At 73.2% G+C, this 23589-nt stretch carries 20 protein-coding genes and 2 tRNA genes; 18 read left to right on the plus strand and 4 right to left on the minus strand.

Features of this window, described 5'->3' with window-relative positions:
• The first annotated feature begins 50 nt into the window (after nt 1-50).
• The 4 genes from AC07FJ_RS01100 (at nt 51) to AC07FJ_RS01115 (ending at nt 3929) form a co-directional block, all read left to right on the plus strand.
• Nucleotides 51-554 (plus strand): hypothetical protein, encoded by a 504-nt coding sequence (locus tag AC07FJ_RS01100; RefSeq protein ID WP_479043975.1) that lies wholly within the window; start codon nt 51-53, stop codon nt 552-554.
• Nucleotides 555-802: 248 nt separating this feature from the next.
• On the plus strand, nt 803-2107 hold the full coding sequence (locus AC07FJ_RS01105; protein ID WP_479043977.1) for a glutamate-5-semialdehyde dehydrogenase: 1305 nt from the start codon (nt 803-805) through the stop codon (nt 2105-2107).
• A gap of 79 nt (nt 2108-2186) precedes the next feature.
• Nucleotides 2187-2792, plus strand: coding sequence for an SCO2584 family spore wall biosynthesis protein (locus tag AC07FJ_RS01110; protein ID WP_479043979.1), 606 nt, complete (start codon nt 2187-2189; stop codon nt 2790-2792).
• 63 nt (nt 2793-2855) lie between these two features.
• Nucleotides 2856-3929 (plus strand): SCO2583 family membrane protein, encoded by a 1074-nt coding sequence (locus tag AC07FJ_RS01115; protein ID WP_479043981.1) that lies wholly within the window; start codon nt 2856-2858, stop codon nt 3927-3929.
• Between the two features lie 14 nt (nt 3930-3943).
• Here the strand turns inward: AC07FJ_RS01115 and AC07FJ_RS01120 are convergent, their stop codons facing one another.
• Nucleotides 3944-5041 (minus strand): M48 family metallopeptidase, encoded by a 1098-nt coding sequence (locus AC07FJ_RS01120; RefSeq protein WP_479043984.1) that lies wholly within the window; start codon nt 5039-5041, stop codon nt 3944-3946.
• 225 nt (nt 5042-5266) lie between these two features.
• Here AC07FJ_RS01120 and AC07FJ_RS01125 point away from each other — a divergent pair, with 225 nt between their 5' ends.
• From AC07FJ_RS01125 to AC07FJ_RS01160, 8 genes are all read left to right on the plus strand, one after another.
• On the plus strand, nt 5267-5428 hold the full coding sequence (locus AC07FJ_RS01125; protein ID WP_355355970.1) for a hypothetical protein: 162 nt from the start codon (nt 5267-5269) through the stop codon (nt 5426-5428).
• 52 nt (nt 5429-5480) lie between these two features.
• On the plus strand, nt 5481-6101 hold the full coding sequence (gene nadD, locus AC07FJ_RS01130; RefSeq protein ID WP_468291070.1) for a nicotinate-nucleotide adenylyltransferase: 621 nt from the start codon (nt 5481-5483) through the stop codon (nt 6099-6101).
• A gap of 19 nt (nt 6102-6120) precedes the next feature.
• A complete protein-coding gene (locus tag AC07FJ_RS01135; RefSeq protein ID WP_479043988.1) occupies nt 6121-7875 on the plus strand; it encodes an LCP family protein in 1755 nt (584 codons plus the stop codon).
• 82 nt (nt 7876-7957) lie between these two features.
• Nucleotides 7958-8395, plus strand: coding sequence for a ribosome silencing factor (rsfS, locus tag AC07FJ_RS01140; protein WP_361413588.1), 438 nt, complete (start codon nt 7958-7960; stop codon nt 8393-8395).
• Entirely contained in the window at nt 8392-9045 is a 654-nt protein-coding gene (locus AC07FJ_RS01145; protein WP_479045216.1) for a histidine phosphatase family protein, read from the plus strand. The genes rsfS and AC07FJ_RS01145 overlap by 4 nt, the downstream gene beginning before the upstream one ends.
• 155 nt (nt 9046-9200) lie before the next feature.
• A tRNA-Ala gene (locus tag AC07FJ_RS01150) sits at nt 9201-9273 on the plus strand.
• A gap of 376 nt (nt 9274-9649) precedes the next feature.
• Entirely contained in the window at nt 9650-9817 is a 168-nt protein-coding gene (locus AC07FJ_RS01155) for a hypothetical protein (protein ID WP_479043990.1), read from the plus strand.
• Between the two features lie 3 nt (nt 9818-9820).
• Nucleotides 9821-10054 carry a hypothetical protein gene (locus tag AC07FJ_RS01160; protein ID WP_010468484.1) on the plus strand — a complete coding sequence of 78 codons (234 nt, stop codon included), beginning with the start codon at nt 9821-9823 and terminating at the stop codon, nt 10052-10054.
• Here the strand turns inward: AC07FJ_RS01160 and AC07FJ_RS01165 are convergent.
• Nucleotides 10033-11343, minus strand: a complete 1311-nt coding sequence (locus AC07FJ_RS01165) for a glycosyltransferase 87 family protein (protein ID WP_479043992.1) — start codon at nt 11341-11343, stop codon at nt 10033-10035. The two genes, AC07FJ_RS01160 and AC07FJ_RS01165, sit on opposite strands and share 22 nt — an antisense overlap.
• A 133-nt stretch (nt 11344-11476) precedes the next feature.
• Between AC07FJ_RS01165 and AC07FJ_RS01170 the strand changes: the two genes are divergently transcribed.
• Nucleotides 11477-11549, plus strand: a tRNA-Ala gene (locus tag AC07FJ_RS01170).
• 53 nt (nt 11550-11602) lie between these two features.
• On the opposite strand, the gene AC07FJ_RS01175 is transcribed toward AC07FJ_RS01170, so the two are convergent.
• Together AC07FJ_RS01175 and AC07FJ_RS01180 are read right to left on the minus strand one after the other, a co-directional pair.
• Nucleotides 11603-13195: an NADH-ubiquinone oxidoreductase-F iron-sulfur binding region domain-containing protein gene (locus tag AC07FJ_RS01175; protein WP_479043995.1), complete on the minus strand. Its 1593-nt coding sequence runs from the start codon at nt 13193-13195 to the stop codon at nt 11603-11605.
• Nucleotides 13192-14517, minus strand: a complete 1326-nt coding sequence (locus AC07FJ_RS01180) for a ferric reductase-like transmembrane domain-containing protein (RefSeq protein ID WP_479043996.1) — start codon at nt 14515-14517, stop codon at nt 13192-13194. The genes AC07FJ_RS01175 and AC07FJ_RS01180 overlap by 4 nt, the downstream gene beginning before the upstream one ends.
• A 606-nt stretch (nt 14518-15123) precedes the next feature.
• Here AC07FJ_RS01180 and leuS point away from each other — a divergent pair.
• The 5 genes from leuS to AC07FJ_RS01205 all read left to right on the plus strand — a co-directional run bounded on the left by leuS (nt 15124) and on the right by AC07FJ_RS01205 (nt 23583).
• Nucleotides 15124-18003: a leucine--tRNA ligase gene (gene leuS, locus AC07FJ_RS01185; protein WP_479043998.1), complete on the plus strand. Its 2880-nt coding sequence runs from the start codon at nt 15124-15126 to the stop codon at nt 18001-18003.
• Nucleotides 18004-18140: 137 nt separating this feature from the next.
• Nucleotides 18141-18941: a hypothetical protein gene (locus AC07FJ_RS01190; RefSeq protein WP_479044000.1), complete on the plus strand. Its 801-nt coding sequence runs from the start codon at nt 18141-18143 to the stop codon at nt 18939-18941.
• Between the two features lie 67 nt (nt 18942-19008).
• The gene (locus tag AC07FJ_RS01195; RefSeq protein ID WP_479044002.1) at nt 19009-19854 is read left to right on the plus strand and encodes a DegV family protein; all 846 of its coding nucleotides are present in this window, start codon (nt 19009-19011) and stop codon (nt 19852-19854) included.
• Nucleotides 19855-20029: 175 nt separating this feature from the next.
• On the plus strand, nt 20030-21076 hold the full coding sequence (locus AC07FJ_RS01200; protein ID WP_479044005.1) for a ComEA family DNA-binding protein: 1047 nt from the start codon (nt 20030-20032) through the stop codon (nt 21074-21076).
• Nucleotides 21073-23583: a ComEC/Rec2 family competence protein gene (locus tag AC07FJ_RS01205; RefSeq protein ID WP_479044008.1), complete on the plus strand. Its 2511-nt coding sequence runs from the start codon at nt 21073-21075 to the stop codon at nt 23581-23583. The genes AC07FJ_RS01200 and AC07FJ_RS01205 overlap by 4 nt, the downstream gene beginning before the upstream one ends.
• Nucleotides 23584-23589 lie beyond the last annotated feature (6 nt).

Below are 23589 nucleotides of genomic sequence, written 5' to 3' on the forward strand. Positions count from 1 at the left end.
GGGGGGTAAGCGGGGTGACAGCACGAGAACGCATCAACAGGAGGCCGCCGGTGAGACGAGCGCGCCCGGGGGCACTGCCCCGAGGGACGACCGAACGCGCCCTGACGAGTGTCGAGGCCGGGGCCGATTTCGCCGACGCCGGGCACGGTGACGCCGCCGCCGGCGACGCGGAGGCCGTCCGCGAGCCCGACCGGCAGCCCCGGGACCGCCAGGTGTCGAAGCTCTGGCACATCACCCTCAGCGTCTCGGGCCAGGAGGCGCCACTGACGGAGGTCAGGCGAGCCCTGGAGCAGCTCGCGCACGACCACCCGTTCCTGCTGACCAGCAGATACGCCAACGACCACGCCGAGATCCGGTACTGGGAAGAGGCCCGCGACCTGCACGACGCCGCCGCGGTGGCCCTACGGCTGTGGGGCGAGCACCGGCAGAGCGCCAAGCTGCCGCCCTGGGAGATCGTCGGCCTCGAGGTCATCGACCGGGAGACCTACCACCTGCGGATCGCGGAGGGGTACGGCCCGCCACCGGCGGCTCCCGTCGGCGTCCACCCGTACTGACCGGTGCTCGCGGCGAGCCGGTCCGGGGGCGGTCACCTGGGCCGGCCGCTGGATGGTCGCCGTGAGCGCCGTCAGCGAGCGCCGTGAGCGCCGTGAGCGTGTCGCCGCCTGTCGCCGGTTGCTGCGGGTCGGCCGGCCGACGCGCGGCGGTTCGCGCGCCGGTTCACCGAGGGGACGATTCCGAGACGGGCGTCTCGCAGTGCGGGATATGTGACGGATGCCCGCCCTCCGCGCATTACCCTGCGGGCATGACCTCGCACTCCGCCCCCACCCCCTCCATCACGCCGTTCGACGACATGTCGCCGGTCGCCCGCGCCGCCTACCGGGCCCGCGCGGCCGCCGCCGACATCGCGCCGCTGCCGCGCGCGACGAAGGACGACGCGCTGCTCGCCATGGCGGACGCGCTGGAGGTCCGCACCAGCGAGATCGTCGAGGCGAACGCCGAGGACGTGGCGCGCGCCCGCGAGGCCGGCACCAGCGAGTCGATCATCGACCGCCTCACGCTCACCCCGGAGCGCGTCCGGGCCATCGCCGCGGACGTCCGCGACGTCGCCGCGCTGCCCGACCCGGTGGGCGAGGTGGTGCGCGGCTCGACCCTCCCCAACGGCATCGACCTGCGCCAGGTCCGCGTCCCGCTCGGCGTCGTCGGCATCATCTACGAGGCCCGGCCCAACGTGACCGTCGACGCCGCGGCCCTGTGCCTGAAGTCCGGCAACGCCGTACTGCTGCGCGGCTCCTCCTCCGCGTACTCCTCGAACACCGCCCTCGTCCGCGTCCTGCGCGACGCCGTCGGCGGCGCCGGGCTCCCCGCCGACGCCGTGCAGCTGGTGCCCGGCGAGTCCCGCGACTCGGTACGGGAGCTGATGCGCGCCCGCGGCCTGGTCGACGTCCTGATCCCGCGCGGCGGCGCCTCGCTGATCCGCACCGTCGTCGAGGAGTCCACCGTCCCGGTCATCGAGACCGGCACCGGCAACTGCCACGTCTACGTCGACGCCCAGGCCGACCTCGACATGGCCGTCGACATCCTGATCAACTCCAAGGCGCAGCGGCCCAGCGTCTGCAACGCCGCCGAGACGCTCCTCGTCCACCGCGACATCGCCGACGCCTTCCTGCCGCGCGCCCTGGAGGCCCTCGCCGAGGCGGGCGTCACCGTCCACGGCGACGAGCGGGTCGTCTCGTACGGCGACGGCTCCAAGGCCACCGTCGTGGCGGCCACGCCGGAGGACTGGGAGACGGAGTACCTCTCGTACGACATCGCCGCGGCCGTCGTCGACTCGCTGGAGGCCGCCGTCGCGCACATCCGGCTCTGGTCCTCCGGTCACACCGAGGCGATCGTCACCACCTCGCAGGCCGCGGCCCGCCGCTTCACCCAGCTGGTGGACTCGACGACGGTCGCCGTGAACGCCTCCACGCGCTTCACGGACGGCGGGCAGTTCGGCTTCGGCGCCGAGATCGGCATCTCGACGCAGAAGCTGCACGCCCGCGGCCCCATGGGCCTGCCGGAGCTGACGTCGACGAAGTACATCGTCACGGGCGACGGCCACACCCGGTAGGAGCGCGAGGGCGACGCGAGGGCAGGGAGGTTTCGCACTCTCCCTGCCCGAACCGCCCTCCCGCGACTACCCTGAAAGCGTGCCGGACGACGTGGGGGGCAAGCCGTTCCAGGACGGCTGGGAGCCCGACGACGACCGCGGGGGCGCGGACCAGGACTTCGCCTCCGTGGTGTTCGACGAGGACTTCGTACGGGCCGCCGCATTTCACGAACCGACCGCCGTCGAGCGGCTCTTGGCCGCCGCCCAAGCCCGTGCCGCCTCCACTGACACCGACGGCAACGCCGACGGCGCGTACGACGACGCGTACGGGCCCACCCCCGCGTGCGGCTGCGAAGGCCAGTACGGCGACGGCGACGACCGCTGCCGGGGCCACTGCCAGGGACCGTACGGCCCGCACGGCGGCACCCTGCGCCCCTACCGGCCCAGCGCCCGCTGGCACCGCCCGGTGGCCTGGGTCCTGGCCGTGCTCCTGGGCGTCGGCATGGTCGCCCTCGCCTTCGCGGCCGTGTACCGGGGCGCCTCCGGCAGCCGCGACGACCAGGTCCCGGCCCCGGCGACGACCGGCGCGACCGGCGTGACCGGGAGGAGCGGCTCCGACGAGCCGCACGCGACCGCGTCCGCCCCCTCGGCCTCCGCCGCCCACACCGCCCCGGCACCTCTCCCGGCGGCACCGCACACGCCCTGAAACCGCCCTGAGCGCCCGCCCGGGGCGCGTTTACGGGAGGTCCCGCCGACCTACCCTGAAGGTATGGCACGGAGTGGCGACCCGCCCGAGGGGGCGCCCGAGGGGCTCCCTGGCGGTGGCGAGGACGAGTACCGATCCGTCGTCTTCGACGAGTCGTTCGTCCGAGCTGCCCGGCTCCAGGAGTACTCCGCGCGGGAGCGCCTGGCCGAGCACACCGAGGCCGTACGCCGCCGCCCCGCCTGGCGGCCACGCGGCGGCTCCCGCCCCGGCGCGCTCGCCCTCGTCCTGGTCGTCGCCCTGGCCTTCGCCGCCGCCATCTACGCGGGCGCCCGCCCCTTCCAGCCACTGCCTGACCGGCCCGCCGAGCCTCTGCGCAGCACGATCGTCCCGCTGGCCCCGCGGGGCCTGGTCCCGGGCGGTGACCCCGACGACCTGTACGCGCGCAGCCCCGCCGCCGCGTTCCACACCGGCGCCGCCGGTGTCGCCCTGCCCCCGGCGCGCCGTACCACCCACTTCACGGAGAGCCAGGTGGTGGCCGCGCTGAAGACCGTGCAGGACTACCTGGTGCGGTCGGCGCTCACCCCCGACGTCCTGACGGGAGGCTCCGTCCGGCCGGTGCGGCTGCTGCTCGACCCCGACCAGCTGGCGCAGTTCGACCGCAGCGTCACGTCGCCGGCCGACGACGGGCGGCACGCGGCGACCGGCTGGCTGGTGCGGTTCGACCCGGACGAGGTGGCCCTGGCGACCACCGCCGTACGCGCACGTGGCACCATCCGCGTGACCGAGGGGCTGTCCGACGCCCTGGAGGTGACGACGGACCACACCTTCGTCTACGCGCTGCGCCCGGCCGCGGCGGACGGCGACACGGCCGCCGCCTCCCTCTTCACCGTCCGGCGCGAGCTGCGCTTCCGCTTCGACCGCGAGGACCTGCGGATGCACCGCACCGAGCTGGTGAGCAGCCGCGTGCTGGCGGGACCGCAGTCCTGCTCGGCCGACGCGGCGGGCGCGATGCGGCCGCTGCTGGCCGGCCGGAGCGCCACCGCGGAGGGCCCCGCGGTCACCGATCCGTACGCCAGGGACCGCGCCGCCACCCCGCTCTGCGGCACCCTGGCCCCCCACGCCCAGCCGACCGGCTGAACCCGGCGGCCGGCTCAGGCGTCGCCGCGCTCGCCGCCCGCCTTACCGCCGCCGCTTCCCGCGCTGCCGCCATCGGCTCCGTTGCCGCCGTTGCCGCCGGTGAACCGGTCGCGGAGCTTCCCGCCCAGGTCACCGGCGCCGCCGGCTATGTCCCCGACCAGCTTCATCAGAGGGTCCTTGCTGGTGCGCACCGACTCGGCGTAGTGGGACGCCGACTCGCGGAAGGAGTCCGTGACGGAGGTGTCCTTGTCGTCAGCGCGCCGCGGGTAGTGCCCGTCCATGATCCGCTGGTAGTCGCGGCTCTCCGCCCACTTCTTCAGCTCGGCCGCCCGGACCGTGGTGAACGGGTGGGAGCGCGGCAGCACGTTGAGGATCTTCAGCACCGAGTCGCGCAGATCGCCCCCGGCCTCGTACTCCTCGGCCTGCTCCAGGAACGCGTCCACGTTCATCTCGTGCAGGTGGTTACCACCCGCGATCTTCATCAGGCCGCGCATCGACGCCCGCAGGTCCTGCCCGACCAGCAGCCCGGCCCGGTCCGCCGAGAGCTCCGACTTGCGGAACCACTCCCGCAGCGCCGTCACGATCGCCATGATCGCCACGTTCCCCAGGGGTATCCAGGCGACCTTGACCGCGAGGCCGGTGAGGAACAGCAGCACCGTGCGGTACACCGAGTGGCCCGACAGGGCGTGGCCCACCTCGTGGCCGATGACCGCCCGCATCTCCTCCTCGTCCAGCAGCTCCACCAGCCCGGTGGTGACCACGATGATCGGCTCGTCGAGGCCGATGCACATGGCGTTGGGCTTCGGGTCCTGCGTGACGTACATCGACGGGACCTTCTCCAGGTCCAGGATGTAGCAGGCGTCGCGCAGCATCGCGTGGAGGTGGGCGAACTGCGCGTCGCTCACCCGCACGGAGTCGGAGAGGAAGAGCAGCCGCAGGCTGCGTTCCGGCAGCAGGCCGCTCAGGGCCTTGAAGACGGTGTCGAAGCCGCTGAGCTTGCGCAGCGCGACGAGCGCCGAGCGGTCCGCCGGGTGTTCGTATGCGCGTGAGGAGATGCCCGGAAAACGCGTGCGCTGCCTGCTCGGCACGTTTTCGGCACTGCTGTCTGCCATGGATGATGCCCCCTCTTCGTACGAGCCCCGCCTCGTCCCCCCTGACGCACCCCAGAGTAGGTGCTGGCGCCCTCGGGCAGGCGGCCTGTGGATAACTGTGAACTCAGACGCGGGGGACGGCCCGGAAGATGACAACGCCTGAGTCGGCGTGAGCGTGCCCGCAGCGCCCGCATACGATGTGCGCGAAGTCTCCGCTCCGATTCCCGATGGATAGGCCTTCCGAAGATGAGCATCCCCAGCACCGCCGCCTCCCTCGTCACGCTCGCCGAGGGCTCCGAGCACGGCGGCAACCACGAAAGCCTCAGCCCCTACCTCACCGGTATCGGTGCCCTCGTCGCGCTCCTCCTGCTGCTGTGGATCACCACGCGTTTCAACCGCGACCGCTGAGCCCCGGGCCGCCGGGACCGGGTGCGCCGCCGTGCCAGTAGGCTCTGCACGCATGGGAGACCAGGAAGTGCCTACCAGTCCCGGCAAACGCCGACTCGGCGTGATGGGTGGGACGTTCGACCCGATCCATCACGGACACCTGGTGGCCGCCAGCGAGGTGGCCGCGCTGTTCCACCTGGACGAGGTGGTGTTCGTGCCGACCGGACAGCCGTGGCAGAAGACCCACAAGACGGTGTCCCCGGCGGAGGACCGCTATCTGATGACGGTCATCGCCACGGCGTCCAACCCGCAGTTCTCGGTCAGCCGCCTCGACATCGACCGGGCGGGGCCGACGTACACCATCGACACCCTGCGGGAACTGCGTGCCCTCAATGAGGACACCGACCTCTTCTTCATCACCGGGGCGGACGCGCTCTCCCAGATCATGCCGGGATGGCGCAACGCCGAGGAGCTCTTCTCCCTCGCCCACTTCATCGGGGTGACGCGCCCGGGCCACGACCTGTCGGACGACGGGCTGCCCAAGGGCGGGGTGACCCTGGTCGAGGTGCCGGCGCTGGCCATCTCGTCCTCGGACTGCCGGGCGCGGGTCGCGGCGGGCGATCCGGTCTGGTACCTGGTGCCCGACGGCGTGGTGCGCTACATCGACAAGCGCCAGTTGTACCGCGGCGAGTGAGCCACGGAGAGGGGCACCGGTGAACGACCAGCAGAACCCGTACGACCCGTACTACCCGCCGCAGCCGCAGATCGTCGGCTACGACGAGTACGGGCAGCCGGTGTACCAGCAGGCCCAGCAGCAGTACGACCCTTACGCGCAGCAGCAGCAGGTGCAGGGGCAGGTGCCGCAGCAGCAGTACCAGCAGGGGTATCAGCAGCAGGGACAGCCGCAGGGCCAGGGCTACGGGTACGAGTCCTACGACGGCTACCCGCAGGGCTACTCGCAGGACCAGTCGGCCCAGGCGCCCCAGGCACCCCAGGGGTACGGGTACGACGGCTACCCCGGCACCGGTTACGACGCCGGCCGGCAGTGGATCCCCCAGCAGGCCGAGCCCCAGCCCCAGCCCCAGCCGGTGTCCCCGCCCGAGCCGGAGCCCCGGCCTGGGCGTGCGGCGACCGCGTCGCCCTCCTCCGTACCCGGCCCGCGCCGGCCGGCGGCGCCGGGGCCCGACCGGGAGGGTGAGCGGGAGGCCGACCGCGAGTACCGCACCGAGCAGTTCGCCTTCGTCGAGGATCCGGACGAGGACTCCGAAGACGTCATCGACTGGCTCAAGTTCACCGAAAGCCGCTCCGAGCGGCGTGAGGAGGCCCGTCGCCGGGGCCGCAACCGGGTCATCGCCCTGGTCGTCGTCCTGACCGTCGCCCTCATCGGCGGCGTGGGCTACCTCTGGGCCTCGGGCAACCTGCCCGGCCTCGGGGGCGAGGAGGCCAAGCAGGGCGGCACCGCCGCCGGCGGCCCGCAGAAGCGCGACGTGATCGTCGTCCACCTGCACAACACCAAGAGCGACGACACCTCCACCGCGCTCCTGGTCGACAACGCCACCACCAAGCAGGGGACCACGGTCCTGCTGCCGAACGCCCTCTCCGTCGCCCACGACGACGGCACCACCACCACCCTCGCGAAGTCCGTCGACGAAGACGGCTCGGCCGGCACCCGCGAGGCCATCGGCGCCCTGCTCGGCACCGAGATCTCCGGTACGTGGCGTCTCGACACGCCCTACCTGGAGAACCTCATCGAGCTCGTCGGCGGCGTCGACCTCACCACCGACACGGAGGTGCCCGCGGCCAAGAAGGGCGAAGCGCCCCTCGTGCCCAAGGGCGAGAACCAGACGCTCAACGGGCGCATGGCCGTCGCGTACGCCACCTACCGCGGCGCGGGAGAAGCGGAGGCGGCGCAGCTCCAGCGGTTCGGCCAGGTCGTGTACGGCGTCCTGCGCAAGATGTCGGACGACCCGCGGGCCGCCACCGTCACCGTGGAGACGCTCGCGCAGATCCTCGACCCCTCCCTGCCCGAGAAGGACCTGGGCGCCTCACTGGCCAAGCTCGCCGAGCACGCCAAGGGCGGCGACTACAAGACGGAGCTGCTCCCCGTCCAGCAGGACGGCACGCTCAGCGAGGAGGCCGCGCGGAGCGTGGTCAAGGACGTCCTCGGCGGCTCGGTCACCGCACCCGCGCAGGGTTCCGCCGTGCGCGTGGGCGTCAAGAACGCGTCGGGTGACGAGGACGCCACCGAGAGCGCCCGGATCGCCCTGGTCAACGGCGGCTACGCCGTCATCGACGGCGGCAAGGCCGACTCCGTGTCGTCCTCGCAGGTCATCTACGGTGACGCGGCCCAGAAGGCGAAGGCCGTGGAGGTCGCCAAGACCCTGGGCCTGCCCGCCGAGGCGGTCGAGAAGGGCACGACAGCGGCGAACGCGGACGTCACGGTCGTCCTCGGCCGGGACTACGAGTGAGCGCGTGAGCTAATCGTTTGCCGGGCTGTCGGCGGTACGTGAGACCCTGGGGGTGTTCCCGACCGCCGACGAAAGCCTGCTTGTGACCGCCACTGACCGTTCCATCGAGCTCGTGACGACCGCCGCCCAGGCGGCGGCCGACCGGCTCGCGCACGACATCATCGCCTACGACGTGAGCGACGTCCTGTCGATCACCGACGCCTTCCTGCTCGCCTCCGCGCCCAACGACCGCCAGGTCAAGTCGATCGTCGACGAGATCGAGGAGCGGCTCAACAAGGAGCTGGGCGCCAAGCCCGTCCGCCGCGAGGGCGACCGCGAGGCCCGCTGGGTCCTGCTCGACTACGTCGACATCGTCGTCCACGTACAGCACAGCGAGGAGCGGGTCTTCTACGCCCTGGAGCGGCTGTGGAAGGACTGCCCCGAGCTGCCGCTGCCCGAGGACGCCGTGAAGACCCGCGGCAAGGCCGAGGAGCACGCCCGGCTCATGGGCGCCGAGGGCGCGGACGGTGAGCTGAGCTGAGCGGCACCAAGGGCGGCAGGGGCCGCCGCATAGTCCTCTGGCGCCATGGCCAGACCTCGTGGAACCTGGAGCGCCGCTTCCAGGGCTCCACGGACATCGAGCTCACCGAGACCGGCGTCGCCCAGGCGCGCCGGGCCGCCAGGCTGCTCGCCGCGCTGCAGCCGGACGCGATCATCGCCTCCGACCTGAAGCGCGCGGCCGCCACGGCCGGCGAGCTGTCCGCGATCACCGGCCACCAGGTCAGCCACTACTCCGCGCTCCGCGAGACGTACGCGGGCGAGTGGCAGGGCCTGACGCACGACGAGATCGTCGAGCGGTACGGCGAGCAGTACGCCGCGTGGAAGCGGGGCGAGCCGGTGCGGCGCGGCGGCGGCGAGCTCGAGAGCGAGGTCGCCGACCGGGCCGCTCCGGTGGTCCTGGAGCACGTCGAGAAGCTGCCCACGGACGGCACGCTCGTCGTGGTCAGCCACGGCGGCACGATCCGCACGACCATCGGCCGGCTCCTCGGCCTGGAGGCGCGCCACTGGGAGAGCCTCGGCGGTCTCTCCAACTGCTGCTGGTCGGTCCTGGGCGAGGGGGCCCGCGGCTGGCGGCTCCTGGAGCACAACGCCGGAACGCTCCCCGAGCCCGTCCTCGGCGACGACGACTGACGACTGCGGCTCACGACTGCGACTGTCGACGGCCCACGAAGCCGCGACGCGGTCCCGACGCAGTCCCGACGGCGCTCACGGACCCGGATTTCACTTTCCGGCAGGTGGCAGGCTAAAGTTCTTCTTGTTCGCAGCGCGGAGCGCGAAGAACACGAGGGGCTATAGCTCAGTTGGTAGAGCGCCTGCATGGCATGCAGGAGGTCAGGAGTTCAATTCTCCTTAGCTCCACAAGCACCGGATCCCGTCCCCACCTGGGGGCGGGATCCTGCGTTTCGGGGCCTTCCTCTGGCGACTCATGCGCGCACTTCTCGATCGCCCGGTCCCGTCGATCGACGGCGATACCGAGGTCATCCTCGCCACCGTCACCCACCTGGGACGGCTGATCGGCGTCGAGACCTTTGGCACACTCTTCCTCAGCCGCTTCCCTGCGCCGGGGGCGTACGCGTCAGCCGGGGCGCTGTGGGTATGCGCCCTGGCGCCGCCACCGCGTCGATCATGGGAGCGGCCACCGGCCCGGTCCGCCGACCCCGCTGCCCCCCTTGCGGGGTCATGGCAGAATCGGACGGCCGGAGGGGGACGACGTCCGGACGGGAGGGAGTGCGCGATGGCCGCTAGCAGTTTCGAGGAACCGGCTGCCCGGCTCGCCGCGTCGTCACAGACGAACGTCGGCCTCAGTTGCCCCTCGTGCGGCTCCTCCCACGTCGCCCAGATGCTCGGTGACAACGGCGGAGTGTCCTATGTGTGCACGTCCTGCGGCCACAGCTGGAGCTGACTGATGGGTGCGCACAGGCGGAAATGCGACTGGTGCGGCAGCGGCACGCCGATCGTTCGCGACATGGACCCGGTCAACCCCGCGTACCAGTACTGGTGCGAGGAGTGCGCGCGGGCCCTGATCATAAAAGGCGACCCCATCGAGACCTACCGGGAACTCGAAGGGGAGCCCATCTACGGGCGCCTGCTCGACGAGCACTGCACCCTCAAGCGGTTCTACTCCTTCGCCACGGCCTGACCGGCCTGACCGGCCTGACCGGCCTGACCGGCCTGAACCGGCTGCACGGCCTGGACAGCCCGGACGTCTCGGCCCGGTTGGCCGGCCTGTCGGCGACGGCCGAGGCCCAGGCGTACCGCGAAGGCCGTCAACAGGCCCAGCCCCACCAGGGTGTAGAGCCCGGACAGCAGCATCTGCCCCGCGTTCTGGTGCAGTTCCAGCCGTACGGGGGCGGGCTGGTGAGGCACCCACCACAGGGCGAAGGACGCGAAGACCAGCCCGACGGCGGCCGTCCACGCCGTACTCACGCGGGTCGCCAGCAGGATCAGCATCGGCACGCACCACACCCAGTGGTGCGACCAGGAGATCGGGCTCACCAGCAGCGCCGTTGTCGCGCACGCCACCACCGCCATCGGCCGGTCCCCGCGCAGCGCGGCCAGCACCGCCACGGCCAGACCGGCGACCCCCACCAGGACCGCGGCGGCCAGCCACCAGTGCCCGGGGTCGGTGGTGTGCAGCAGCCGGGCCAGCACCCCGCTCAGGGACTGGTTGGCCGTCTCCTCCTTACGCCCCACCCGGCTGGTCTCGAAGATCATCTCGGTCCAGAAGCGGCGCGAGTCGTACGGGAGGATCACGGCGGACGCCACGGTCACCACGGCGAACACCCCCGTCGCCGTCGCCGCCTGCCGCAGCCACGCGTTCCACGCCCAGCCGTGCGCACGCGCGCGTGCCACCCCCACCAGCAGCAGGAAGACGACGAAGAGCCCCGGCGTCAGCTTGACGGCCGTGGCCAGGCCTATGCCCACGCCGGCCCACCGGTTGTTCTCCCGCCGGGTCAGGTCCCACAGCACCGCCACCGCGATGAGCAGGTTGATCTGCCCGTACCGCAGCGTCGTCCACACCGGCTCGCACCACACCAGCACCGCGGCCGCCCACAGCGCCGTCTCCGGCCGCTCCCGGCCCACCAGGCGCAGTGACAGCCGCACCAGGGCCAGCAGCAGGAGCAGGTTCCCCGCGGTGGCGAGGGTGCGCATCTCCGGGACGCCGAGCAGCGTCAGCGGCGTGAACAGCAGCGCCGCGAAGGGCGGGTACGTCGTCGGCAGGTTCGCCGATGTGGCGCGCATCGCATAGAGGTCGCCGCCCGCGAGTACGGTCTCGCCCTCCGCCCGGTAGACCGACAGGTCCAGCATCGTGACGTTGGCGGCGCGCTGCGCCACCCAGAAGGCCACGAAGGACAGCAGGCAGGCCGCCACCGCGGCGGGCAGGGGCAGGCCCCGCAGACGGGCGCGCAAGTTCAGGGTCACGGTCACGAGGGGCGACGCTACCGGCCGGAGCCCTTCCGGCCGTAAACGGATTTGGTGAACCACCGGGGGGACCGTGTAATGTTCTCTGTGTCGCCGCGAGGGAAACCGCAAGGGAAACCGAGCGAACGACACACCGCAAGGGGCTATAGCTCAGTTGGTAGAGCGCTTGCATGGCATGCAAGAGGTCAGGAGTTCAATTCTCCTTAGCTCCACAAGCACCAGAGGCGGGCCATCCGGATCGGATGGCCCGCTTCTCTGTCTCCGGTCAACCCCGCCCGCTGCCCAGGGCCTTGCGGGCGGCGCTCGGCAGCGCCGGACGGCCCTGACGGCCGACGCGGTCCTCCTCGGAGCGTTCCAGGCGCAGCGCCAGTTCGGGACAGCGGCGTACGGCCAGCTGCGCGCGCGTGCGCAGGTGCACGGGCACGGACGCGTCCGCGAGCACCGGGTAGCCGTCCCGGCCCATCCGGATCAGCTCCGGCACGATGTCCGCGCACAGCCCGTGCCCCTTGCACAGGGTCCAGTCCACGGCCAGCTTCTCGCCGCTCGGGATGGACTCCTCGGCCTCCTGGTAGCCCGGCTCCGGCAGCGGCAGCACGCCGATCGTCGGACGCCCGCAGCCGCCGTGCAGCACGTGCGCGGCGAGATCGTCCGTGAACGCCGACAGCGTCGAGCCGAAGAAGCGCGCCGACCCGTCGGGGTGCTTGCACACGCCCCGGCCCTTCACCGCCTGCGTCACCTCGCGCAGCGCCTCCAGAGCGGCCGGTCCGCCGCCGTTCAGCACGTCCGACAGGCCCCCCGCCGCAGCCGGCAGGCCCAGCCGGCACGGGCCGCACTGGCCGGCCGTCTCCGCCGCCAGCCAGTTCGCCACCCGCTGCGCCTCACCCAGCGGACACGTCTCCGGGCCGATCGGCAGGATCGCGCCCGCCCCGAGGGAGCCGCCCACGGCTGCCAGGGACTCGCGTGAGACGACGGCGTTGTGCACGGCCATGGCGTCGATCCAGTTGCCGTGGTAGCCGCCCGTGAGGACGCCCTGGGGCTGCGGAGGGGCGCCGGCCATCTCCAGGACGTATCGCAGCGGGACGCCCGTCGGTACCTCCACCACCATGGGACGCGCGACCGCGCCGGAGATCGTCAGCATGACCGTGCCGGGCTCGCTCTCCAGGCCGGTGTGGCCGTAGCGCCGGGCGCCGATCCGCCCCGCGACGGCCAGCTGCGCGAACGTCTCCGCGTTCGACAGGAGCGTCGGCGCGCCGCCCACCCCGGACTCGGCGGCCCGCTCGCGGCGGCCCGGCGGGATCGCCGGACCACCGCCCGCCGCGCGGATGACGGAGGACGCCTCCCCGGAGACCATCCGTTCCGGCGTACGCACCACCCGGGCGCGCAGCTGCTGTCCGCGCCGGTCGGAGAGCCCTCTCTCGGCCAGTGCGGCACGGATGGAGATCTCCGTGGAGTTGCGCGTCACGGCGACGATCAGGGTGCGCGCGCCGAGCGCCTCGGCGGCCAGCAGGGCGCCGTCCAGGATGAGGTGCGGGGCGCGGTTGAGCAGGACCGTGTCCTTGCGGCAGGCCGGCTCGCCCTCGCTGCCGTTGACCACCACCACGGGCCGCACCCCGCGCCGTATCGCCGCCTTGGCGACCGCGCGCAGCTTCTTGCCGAAGGGGAAGCCCGCGCCGCCCCGCCCGCGCAGGGAGATCTCCTCGGCGAGCTGGGCCAGCCGCTCCCCGGGTATCGGCTCGAGCGGGCCGTGCACCTTGAGGTGCATCTGCAGGTCCAGCCGCTCGACCAGGTCGAAGCCCTGGGTCAGGTGCGGGAGGCCGACGACGCGGACTTCGGGGACGTCGGGGAGCGGGGCGTTCACGGGCGGTCTCCTGCGGGTGCGGACCACGGTTCACCGGCCGGCGGGTACTGGAACGGGCCGGGAGCGGGGTCGGTGGGGCTGTTGTACGAGGGGCTGTTGTACGAGGGGGAGGGGTACGAGGGCGGGGTGGGGGACTGGGCGGGCGGCGGAGGCGACGGGGTGGGCCAGTACCCGGGGCGGGTCGCGGGCTCGTCGGGGACGACGGGCAGTTCCTCCGTCATGGGGATGCGCTCGGCCAGTGGGATCTCCTGGGTGGGGATGCCGGGGACGAAATCCGGGATACCTGGGATACCCGGGATACCCGGGACATCAGGGGCGGCGGCCGGGACACCCGGGGCGCTCGCGTTGCCGCGGGAGACCGCGCGGTAACCGGCGGAGAGACCGGCCCCCGCAGCCGGCCGTTCCGCGGCGACCGGGTCGTACAGGGGAGCCCGGGACGGCGCCGGGTCGAAGGCGGGCGACGGCTGTGCGCGGCGTCGCCGGCCGAAGGGCCGGTCGGAGAGGCGTTCCGAAGGCCGTACGGAGGGGCGTTCGGAGGGGGAGAAGGACGGGGAGGGCGAGGGGAACGGGGAGGGGGACGGAGAGGGAGACGGTTCGGGGGCGGGCGCCGCGCCGGGCAGCGGGGACACCGACAGGTCGCGCCGGGCGGGCTCCGCGTCCCGCTGCGCGGCGCCCTGTCCTATCAGCGCCAGCAGGCGGGCCGCCAGGCGGTCCTGCACGGGCCGGGGCAGGAGCCGTACGGACACGGCCGCGGCGACGCCCGCGAGCGCCAGGCAGTACATGGTGACCACCCAGGTGGCCGCCGGGCGGCCCGCGTACAGGCCGTGGATCAGCGCCGCGCACCAGGCCGGGTACGCCAGCATGTGCAGCGGCCGCCAGCGGGCCGCGATGCTGCCGCGTCCGGCGAGGGCGCTCCGGGCGGCGCCGGTGGACGCGGCGATCACCATCAGCAGGCCCGCCAGGGACCCGAAGCCGATGAGCCCGGCCGTGCCGGACAGCCCGAGCCCGAAGGGGATGAGGGCCCCGATGAGCTGCGTGTGGCCCAGGGAGACCTTGACGGTGGCGTGCAGGAGGAGGAAGCCGAGGGAGGCGACCGCGGTGCTCCGGTGGACGGCCTGCGCGAGCAGCCGGTGACGGGTGGACAGGAGCAGCCGGTCGGTGGCGATCAGACCCCATGCGACGGAAGCGGTGAGCGACACCAGGGACAGCACGCCCGTGGTGAAGTCCAGCGCGGCGCGGAAGCTGTCGCTGCCGCCCACCGCGAGCAGGGGTATGAGCACCACGGCCGCCACGGACAACCCGCCCTGCACCGGCCGGCTCATGCCGCCCTTCAGTGTGGGCGGCGATGAACGGATTTTGCGATGAGGGTTCATGGGGAGCGACTCCAGTGGTGCGGAAAAGAGGTCCCGGAGCCGCATGCTAGGTCGACGCATACCAACCAGTACGAGGTTTGAGCCTTTATGGCTCGGATCACCGGCAACTGACTCTGGGGTTGCCCTGGATAGGGTCGATACGCGGAGTAACCGGAGCGGCTCCCGTGGCCGGGCCTCAGCATTCACGGCACGCGCGCGGCACCCGTACGGCAGCGCACGTGAGATCCGCGCGGCACGCGCACGGCTCCGTACGCCAGCGCACGTGACATCCGCGCGGCACGCGCGCGGCGGCCGCCAGGGTGCGGCACCCACGCGGCGCCACCCGGCACGGGCAGGGCACGCGCGGGGCACGGGCCCACACGGCGGAACCTCGGTGCGGCCCGTCCGGGCCCTGCGGTACCCTGGCGCCATGCGTGCCGTACGCCTTCTGCTTAGCGAGCCGCGCTGATCAGTCCCGACGGTTGATGAATCCGGTCGGAATCGGCGCGGCGTCCCCTCCTGTGCGAGGGGATTTTTCATTTCGTGGCAGAGACGATCGATGGAGCTTTAAGGATCATGAGCGAGACGAATTCCGCCGCCGAGGCGGCGGCCCCGCATCGTTACACGGCGGCCATGGCCGCCGACATCGAGGCACGCTGGCAGGACTTCTGGGACGCCGAGGGCACGTACGAGGCGCCGAACCCGAGCGGGGACCTGGCCGGTGACCCGGCCGTCGTCGCCCGCCCCAAGAAGTTCATCATGGACATGTTCCCGTACCCCTCGGGCGCGGGCCTGCACGTCGGGCACCCCCTGGGCTACATCGCCACCGACGTCTACGCCCGCCACCAGCGCATGACCGGTCACAACGTCCTGCACACGCTGGGCTTCGACGCCTTCGGCCTGCCGGCCGAGCAGTACGCCGTCCAGACCGGCACCCACCCGCGTGTGTCGACCGAGGCGAACATCGAGAACATGAAGGTCCAGCTGCGCCGGCTGGGCCTGGGCCACGACAAGCGCCGGTCCTTCGCGACGATCGACCCGGACTACTACAAGTGGACCCAGTGGATCTTCCTGCAGATCTTCAACTCCTGGTACGACGAGGAGGCGAAGAAGGCCCGCCCGATCGCCGACCTGGTCGCCCAGTTCGAGAGCGGCGAGCGCGCCGTACCGGGCTCCGTCCCCGGCTCCACGCGCGCGTGGAGCGAGCTGACCGCCGCCGAGCGCGCCGACGTCCTGAGCGGCTACCGGCTGGCGTACGCCTCCGACGCGCCGGTCAACTGGTGCCCCGGTCTGGGCACCGTCCTGGCCAATGAGGAAGTGACGGCCGACGGCCGCTCCGAGCGCGGCAACTACCCGGTCTTCAAGGCGAAGCTGCGCCAGTGGAACATGCGCATCACCGCCTACGCCGACCGCCTGCTGGACGACCTGGACGCGCTGGACTGGCCCGAGGCCATCAAGCTGCAGCAGCGCAACTGGATCGGCCGCTCCGAGGGCGCGCGCGTCGACTTCGCCGTCGGCGAGGACGCCATCACCGTCTTCACCACCCGCCCGGACACCCTGTTCGGCGCCACCTACATGGTGCTGGCGCCCGAGCACGAGCTGGTCGGCAAGATCGTCCCGGAGGCCTGGCCCGCCGGCACCCACGCCCTGTGGACGGGCGGTCACGCGACCCCTGCCCTGGCCGTCGACGCCTACCGCAAGCAGGCCGCCGCCAAGTCCGACGTCGAGCGCCAGGCCGAGGCCAAGGAGAAGACCGGCGTCTTCACCGGCGCGTACGCCACCAACCCGGTCAGTGGCGAGCAGGTCCCCGTCTTCATCGCCGACTACGTCCTGATGGGCTACGGAACCGGCGCCATCATGGCCGTCCCGGCGCACGACAGCCGTGACTTCGCCTTCGCGCGCGCCTTCGACCTGCCCATGCGCTGTGTCGTCCAGCCCTCCGACGAGCGCGGCACCGACCCGTCCACGTGGGACGACGCCTTCGACTCGTACGACGCGACCATCGTCAACTCGTCGAACGACGACGTCTCGCTGGACGGCCTGGGCGTCGTCGACGCCAAGGCCCGCATCACCGAGTGGCTGTCCGAGAAGGGCATCGGCGAGGGCACCGTCAACTTCCGGCTGCGCGACTGGCTGTTCAGCCGTCAGCGGTACTGGGGCGAGCCCTTCCCCATCGTCTACGACGAGGACGGCGTGGCGCACGCGCTGCCCGAGTCGATGCTGCCGCTGGAGCTGCCCGAGGTCGACGACTACTCGCCGCGCACCTTCGACCCGGACGACGCCGACACCCAGCCCGAGACGCCCCTGTCGCGCAACGAGGACTGGGTCAACGTCACCCTGGACCTGGGCGACGGCCCGAAGAAGTACCGCCGCGAGACCAACACCATGCCCAACTGGGCCGGTTCCTGCTGGTACGAGCTGCGCTACCTGGACCCGCACAACGACTCGGCGCTGGTCGACCCGGCGATCGAGCAGTACTGGATGGGCCCGCGCGAGGGACAGCCGCACGGCGGTGTCGACCTGTACGTGGGCGGCGCCGAGCACGCCGTACTGCACCTGCTGTACGCCCGGTTCTGGTCCAAGGTGCTGTACGACCTGGGCCACGTCTCGTCGGCCGAGCCCTTCCACAAGCTGTACAACCAGGGCATGATCCAGGCCTTCGTCTACCGGGACGCGCGCGGCATCGCCGTACCGGCCGCCGAGGTCGAGGAGCGGGACGGTGCCTTCTGGTACCAGGGCGAGAAGGTCAGCCGCGTCCTGGGCAAGATGGGCAAGTCCCTGAAGAACGCCGTCACTCCGGACGAGATCTGCGCCGAGTACGGCGCCGACACCCTGCGCCTGTACGAGATGGCCATGGGCCCGCTGGACGTCTCCCGCCCCTGGGACACGCGCGCGGTGGTGGGCCAGTACCGGCTGCTGCAGCGGCTGTGGCGCAACATCGTGGACGAGGCGACCGGCGAGGTCACCGTCGTCGACGCCGAGCCCGACGAGGACACGCTGCGCGCCCTGCACAAGGCGATCGACGGCGTGTCCCAGGACATGGCGGCGATGCGGTTCAACACGGCGATCGCCAAGGTCACCGAGCTGAACAACCACCTGACCAAGTCGGGCACCCCGGTGTCGCGTTCCGTCGCCGAGCGGCTGGTGCTGCTGGTCGCCCCGCTGGCGCCGCACATCGCCGAGGAGCTGTGGCACCGGCTGGGCCACACCGACTCCGTGGTCCACCAGGACTTCCCGGTGGCCGACCCGGCGTACGTCGTGGACGAGACCGTCACCTGCGTCGTCCAGATCAAGGGCAAGGTCAAGGCGCGGCTGGAGGTCTCCCCGTCGATCACCGACGCCGAGCTGGAGGCGCTGGCCATGGCCGACCCGGCCGTCGTCGCGGCGCTGGGCGGCGCGGACATCCGCAAGGTGATCGCGCGGGCGCCGAAGCTGGTCAACATCGTCCCGGCGTAGCGCGTTCCGGGCATAACGCCTGGGTGGTTTCCCTTACGGGCAGGTTGGGGGTTTCGATGGAACCCCCGACCTGCCTGTTCCGTTTACCGTGGAGGAACACGGGCGCGAGCGTCCGGCACCGAAACCGAGGGGACTTCATGGAAGCCGCGATCCTGATCCTGGCGCTGCTCTTCGTCGCCTTCGTCGCGCTGGGCGTGTACGTGTCCGTCAAGGTGGTCAAGGGCGTCAAGCGCGGCGTCGACCGCACGATCACCCAGGCGCGGCGCACCGTCGAGGACACCACCCTGCGCGCCAAGAGCTACGGGCAGGGCGGCGTCGTGGGCGAGCTGGCGCAGCTGCGGCTGAAGCTGCGCACCTCGATGCGTGCCACCCAGGAGGCGCTGGAGGCGGCCGCGCGGGAGGACGCCTCGGTCAAGGAGTCGCTGGAGCTGTTCCGGCGGCTCAGCGCGCACGGGCACGAGCTGGACGAGGACCTGCGGCGCATGGAGCGGGACCCGGACCGGTCCAGGGTCGCCGAGCAGCTGCCGGACCTGCGGGAGCGCACGCAGCGGATCACGGACTCGGCCGACTCCCTGCGGTGGGCGGCCCGGGACCGGGCGCGGAGGTTCGCCGACGACGAGCTGGAGACGCTGAGCGCCCAGATCGACATCGAGGCAGGCGCGCTACGGCACTGGTCGGCGGAGCCCCCGATGACGGCGGAGTCGTCGTCGGCGCAGACCGGGCGCGGTGCGGACCGCCGGGATGGCCGGGGAGCCGGTGACGGTGCGGACGGCGGTGACGCTGGGGATGACTTGACATGGCCGGAGGCGCCCCCGGCGCAGGCGAACGACGGCGCTGCGTCGGGCCGGGGCGAGCGGCCGGCGATCACGGCGCGCGACCCCCGGCAGCCGCACCCCTATTCATGGCAGAAGTCCACCCGGCCCGAGACCACGAACTGACCCGAACCGAGCACGGCGACGGGGGCGGACTGCCATGGGACGGCCGCCTGCGGGTAACCTCCCGGTCATGTCCCGCCATGTCGCTATCGTCACCGATTCCACGGCCTACCTGCCGCCGCAGACGATGGAGCGGCACGGCATCGCAGCGGTGCCGCTGACCGTCGTACTCGGCGACCAGGCCCTCGAGGAGGGCACCGAGATCTCGGCCCGCTCCCTCGCCCTCGCCCTGCAGAAGCGGCGCTCCGTGACCACCTCTCGGCCGAGCCCCGAGACGTTCGCGGCAGCGTACCGGGCGGCCGCCGAGCGAGGCGCCGACGGAATCGTGTCCCTGCACCTGTCGGCCGAGTTCTCGGGCACGTACGACGCGGCCGTCCTGGCCGCGAAGGACGCCCCGGTGCCGGTGCGGGTGGTCGACACCGGCATGGTCGCCATGGCGCTCGGCTTCTGCGCACTCGCGGCCGCCGAAGCGGCGGAGGCGGGCGGCACGCTGGACGACGCGGTCGCGGCCGCCGAGAAGCGTGCCGCCGGGACCTCCGCCTACTTCTACGTCGACACCCTCGACTACCTGCGCCGGGGCGGCCGCATCGGCGCGGCCCAGGCGCTGCTGGGCTCGGCGCTCGCCGTCAAGCCGCTGCTGGAGCTGGAGGGCGGCCGGATCGAGCTGCGCGAGAAGGTGCGCACGGCGTCGAAGGCCATCGCCAGGCTGGAGGAGATCGCCGCCGACCGGGCGGGCGCGAGCCGGGTGGACGTCGCCGTTCACCACCTGGCGGCCCCGGAACGGGCCGCCGCACTGGCGGACCGGCTGCGCCGTCGGATCCCCGACCTCGCCGAGCTGCACGTCAGCGAGGTGGGCGCGGTGATCGGTGCGCACACCGGGCCGGGGCTGCTGGGCGTGGTCGTCTCGACGTGGTGACGGCGTTGCGGTGAGGGCGTTGCGGTGACGGCGCCGTGGTGATGGCGTTGCGGTGACGGCGAGCAGGCTCGGACGTCGCTCGTTCGGGTGAGCGGTTTTTCCACAACTCCTGGGTTATCCACCACTTTTGGGGCTGCTCGGCAGGTTCGGGCGTATGTGCGTACTGTGTTGCGCCATGACGAACCGAACACGCACAGTGACGAGTCCCGCGACGAGCGGGCCCGGGCGGATGCCGGGATCAGACGGACGGAGCCGTACCCGCGCCCGCGCTCGTGTCCACGCCCGCACCCGCACCCGCAACCGGGTACGGCGACAGGCCCACGACGAGCATGCGGCCATGGCACCCCGCCGACGTGCGGAGGCGCTCTTCGACGGTACGGGGGCCTTCGAGGCCTTCGACGGTACGGCGGCGTACGCGATGCCGCCGCCTCCGGGTGCGGCCCTCACCGCGGCCGACCCGGAGGCACCGGAGACGGGGGTAGGGGCGGAGACGGAGACGGGGACGGCGTCGGCCGAACCGCGAGGAGCCCGCGAGCGGTGGTGGCCCGCGCTGCGCGACCGGTTACCGCTGTGGCTGCAACTGCGGTGCGGAGTCGAGCCCAGGGCGCTCGCCGCGCTCGCGGTGGTACTGGTCGTGGCGGCCCTCGTGGCCGGACGGTACTTCTGGGCCGGGCGGCCGGAGGCCGTGCACGCTCCCGAAGTCGTCGGGGCGGCGGAGCCGGCGGCCGCCCCGACGCCTGGAACGGCCGGCCCGCCGGTGCCGACCGCCTCGCCCCCGGCCGTGGTCGTCGACGTGAGCGGCAAGGTGCGGCGGCCCGGCGTACTGCGGCTGCCCGCCGGGTCGCGGGTCGCCGACGCGCTGCACGCGGCGGGCGGCGTCCGGCCGGGCACGGACGTCTCCGGCCTCAACCGGGCGCGCCTGCTGATGGACGGCGAGCAGGTGCTCGTGGGCGTCACCCCCGCGCCGCCTGGGCCGGCACCCAGTTCAGGCCCGGGCGGTGCGTCCGGTCAAGCGGGTGCGGCGGGTGCGGGGCCCGTGAGCCTCAACACCGCCACCGTCGAACAGCTGGACGCACTGCCCGGCGTCGGGCCCGTACTGGCCCAGCACATCGTCGACTACCGCACCCGGCACGGGGGCTTCCGGTCGGTCGATGAGCTCCGCGAGGTCAACGGGATCGGCGACCGCCGGTTCTCGGACCTCCAGCCCCTGGTACGGCCATGACCCCCGGGACCGCCCCGGCCCGCGCGCCGGTCCACGCCGCGTCCGGCCACCCGCTCGGTGCCGCCAACCCCCGGCAGGAAGAACCTGCCGACCTGCGGCTCGTGCCTCCGGCCCTGGCCGCGTGGGTGGCGGCGGCCCTCGCGGTCGGCGCGCCGGGATGGTGGACCGTCGCGGGAGTGGTCGTCGGCGTCGCGGCGGCGCTCGGGCTGCTCGCCCGCGTGACGGTACGTCGGCGGCGGCGCGCACGCTCGTCGCCCGGTGGGCGGTGGCGTGCGAACGCCACCGCGTGCGCCGCCGTCCTGCTGTGCGGCGCCGCGGGCGGGGCATCGGCCGGCCTTCACGGCGCCGATCTGCGGCGGGGGCCACTGCCGGGGCTGGCGCGGGAGTACGCGCGCGTCACCCTCGACGTCACGGTCACCTCCGACCCGCGCCCGGTGCGGCGGGACGGCGGCCCGGCCGGCACGCGCTCGGTCGTCCTCGACGGCGAGGCTACACGCGTCGCGGTGACCCGCGGCGGCGCCACCAGGATTCGCACCCCCGTGCTGCTGATCGTGCCCGTCGAAGCCGGGTGGCAGCGGCTGCTGCCCTCCACCGGGGTGCGCGTGGCCGCGCGGCTGGCCCCGCCGCAGCGCACGGCGGACCGGTTCGCCGCCGTCGTACGCGTCGGCACCGGGCCACCGCGCGTGACCGGGCCGCCGAACGCGCTCCAGCGCACCGCCGGAAAGCTGCGCTCGGGCCTGCGCACGGCGACGGACGGGCTGGCGCCCGACGCCCGCTCGCTGCTGCCTGGGCTGGTCGTCGGCGACACCTCCCGCATCCCGCCCGAGCTGTACGACGCCTTCCGGGCGACCGACCTCACGCACCTGCTCGCCGTGTCCGGCAGCAACCTCAGCGTCGCGCTGCTGCTGCTCATCGGCAGGCCGGGCTCGGCGCTGCGGGCGGAGCGCGGCGGGCTGGCACCCCGGCTGGGGCTCGGGCTGCGGGCGACCGCGCTCATCGGCGGGGCGCTCACGCTCGCCTTCGTCGTGGTCTGCCGGCCCGACCCGAGCGTGCTGCGCGCCGCCGCCTGCGGACTGATCACGCTGCTCGCCATCGGGACCGGGCGCCGCAGATCCCTCATCCCCGCGCTGGCCGCCGCGGTGCTGCTGCTGGTGCTGTACGACCCGTGGCTGGCGCGCAGCTACGGCTTCCTGCTGTCCGTGCTGGCGACCGGGTCCCTGCTCACCCTCGCCCCGCGCTGGAGCACCGCGCTGCGGCGGCGCCGGGTGCCGCCCCGCATCGCGGAGGCGCTGGCCGCGACCGCGGCGGCCCAGGCCGTGTGCGCGCCCGTGGTGGTGGTCTTCGCGGCCCGGGTGAGCCTGGTGGCGATCCCCTGCAACCTGCTCGCCGAGCTCGCGGTGGCCCCGGCGACCGTCCTCGGCTTCGCCGCGCTCTCCGCGGCACCCGTGGCGATGCCGGCGGCCCGGCTGCTCGCCGAGTGCGCGGGGTGGCCGGCCGGGTGGATCGCCTCCGTCGCCCGCGCCGGGGCCGCGCTGCCCGGGGCGGAAGCCGGCTGGCCGGGCGGCTGGCGGGGCGGACTGCTGCTCGCCGCCGCCACCGGTGCGGCCCTGCTGCTGGCCCGGCGGGTGCCGTACCGCTCGCTCGTGGCCGCCGCCTGCGCGGCGCTGCTGCTGGTCGCGGTGGTGCGGCCGCCCCCGCTGACCCGGCTCGTCACCGGATGGCCGCCGCCGGGATGGCTCTACGCGATGTGCGACGTCGGGCAAGGCGATGCGATGGTGCTCGCGGCCGGTCCGGGCGCGGGCGTGGTGGTGGACGCGGGACCCGACCCGCGGCCCGTGGACCGGTGCCTGCGCGACCTCGCTGTGAGCCGCGTACCGCTCGTGGTGCTCACCCACTTCCACGCCGACCATGTCGCCGGACTGCCCGGGGTGCTGCGGGGGCGCGAGGTCGGTGCCGTCCAGACCACGAGCCTCCGGGAACCGGCGGGCCAGGCCGCGTTCGTCTACCGGACGGCCCGCGCCGCCGGGGTGCCCGTCATACCCGCGGCACCGGGGGAGCGGCGCCGGACCGGCGCCCTGGAATGGCGCGTGCTGTGGCCGGAAGCCCGGCCCGGCCCGAGCCTCGAGGGGCCGAACGACGCCAGCGTCACGCTGCTCGTCCGCGCCGGGACAGGAGGTTCCCCGGTGACGCTGCTTCTCCTCGGCGACCTCGAACCGCCCGCGCAGCGGGGGCTTTTGCGGGCCCACCCGGACCTGCCGCCGGTCGACGTGCTCAAGGTGGCCCACCATGGCTCGTCCCATCAGGACCCATGTCTGATGGACCGCGTCCGGCCCCGGCTCGCCCTGGTGTCGGCAGGCCGGGACAACGACTACGGCCATCCGTCACCGCGTACGGTCGCCGCCCTGCGCGACGGGGGAGCGGTGGTGCTGCGCACCGACCGGGACGGCCCGATCGCGGTCACCGGCACCGGGCGGGACCTGCGGGCCACGGCCCGGAACCGGCATTGAACAATG

This window comes from Streptomyces sp. NPDC045998 (assembly GCF_056430285.1).

Bases quoted from the DNA above. Each gene is read 5' to 3' on its own strand.
- AC07FJ_RS01105 (WP_479043977.1), top strand. From the start codon at position 803: ATGACCTCGCACTCCGCCCCCACCCCCTCCATCACGCCGTTCGACGAC.
- AC07FJ_RS01115 (WP_479043981.1), top strand. From the start codon at position 2,856: ATGGCACGGAGTGGCGACCCGCCCGAGGGGGCGCCCGAGGGGCTCCCT.
- AC07FJ_RS01120 (WP_479043984.1), bottom strand. From the start codon at position 5,041: ATGGCAGACAGCAGTGCCGAAAACGTGCCGAGCAGGCAGCGCACGCGT.
- AC07FJ_RS01125 (WP_355355970.1), top strand. From the start codon at position 5,267: ATGAGCATCCCCAGCACCGCCGCCTCCCTCGTCACGCTCGCCGAGGGC.
- nadD (WP_468291070.1), top strand. From the start codon at position 5,481: ATGGGAGACCAGGAAGTGCCTACCAGTCCCGGCAAACGCCGACTCGGC.
- AC07FJ_RS01155 (WP_479043990.1), top strand. From the start codon at position 9,650: ATGGCCGCTAGCAGTTTCGAGGAACCGGCTGCCCGGCTCGCCGCGTCG.
- AC07FJ_RS01160 (WP_010468484.1), top strand. From the start codon at position 9,821: ATGGGTGCGCACAGGCGGAAATGCGACTGGTGCGGCAGCGGCACGCCG.
- AC07FJ_RS01180 (WP_479043996.1), bottom strand. From the start codon at position 14,517: ATGAGCCGGCCGGTGCAGGGCGGGTTGTCCGTGGCGGCCGTGGTGCTC.
- leuS (WP_479043998.1), top strand. From the start codon at position 15,124: ATGAGCGAGACGAATTCCGCCGCCGAGGCGGCGGCCCCGCATCGTTAC.
- AC07FJ_RS01190 (WP_479044000.1), top strand. From the start codon at position 18,141: ATGGAAGCCGCGATCCTGATCCTGGCGCTGCTCTTCGTCGCCTTCGTC.
- AC07FJ_RS01195 (WP_479044002.1), top strand. From the start codon at position 19,009: ATGTCCCGCCATGTCGCTATCGTCACCGATTCCACGGCCTACCTGCCG.
- AC07FJ_RS01200 (WP_479044005.1), top strand. From the start codon at position 20,030: ATGACGAACCGAACACGCACAGTGACGAGTCCCGCGACGAGCGGGCCC.
- AC07FJ_RS01205 (WP_479044008.1), top strand. From the start codon at position 21,073: ATGACCCCCGGGACCGCCCCGGCCCGCGCGCCGGTCCACGCCGCGTCC.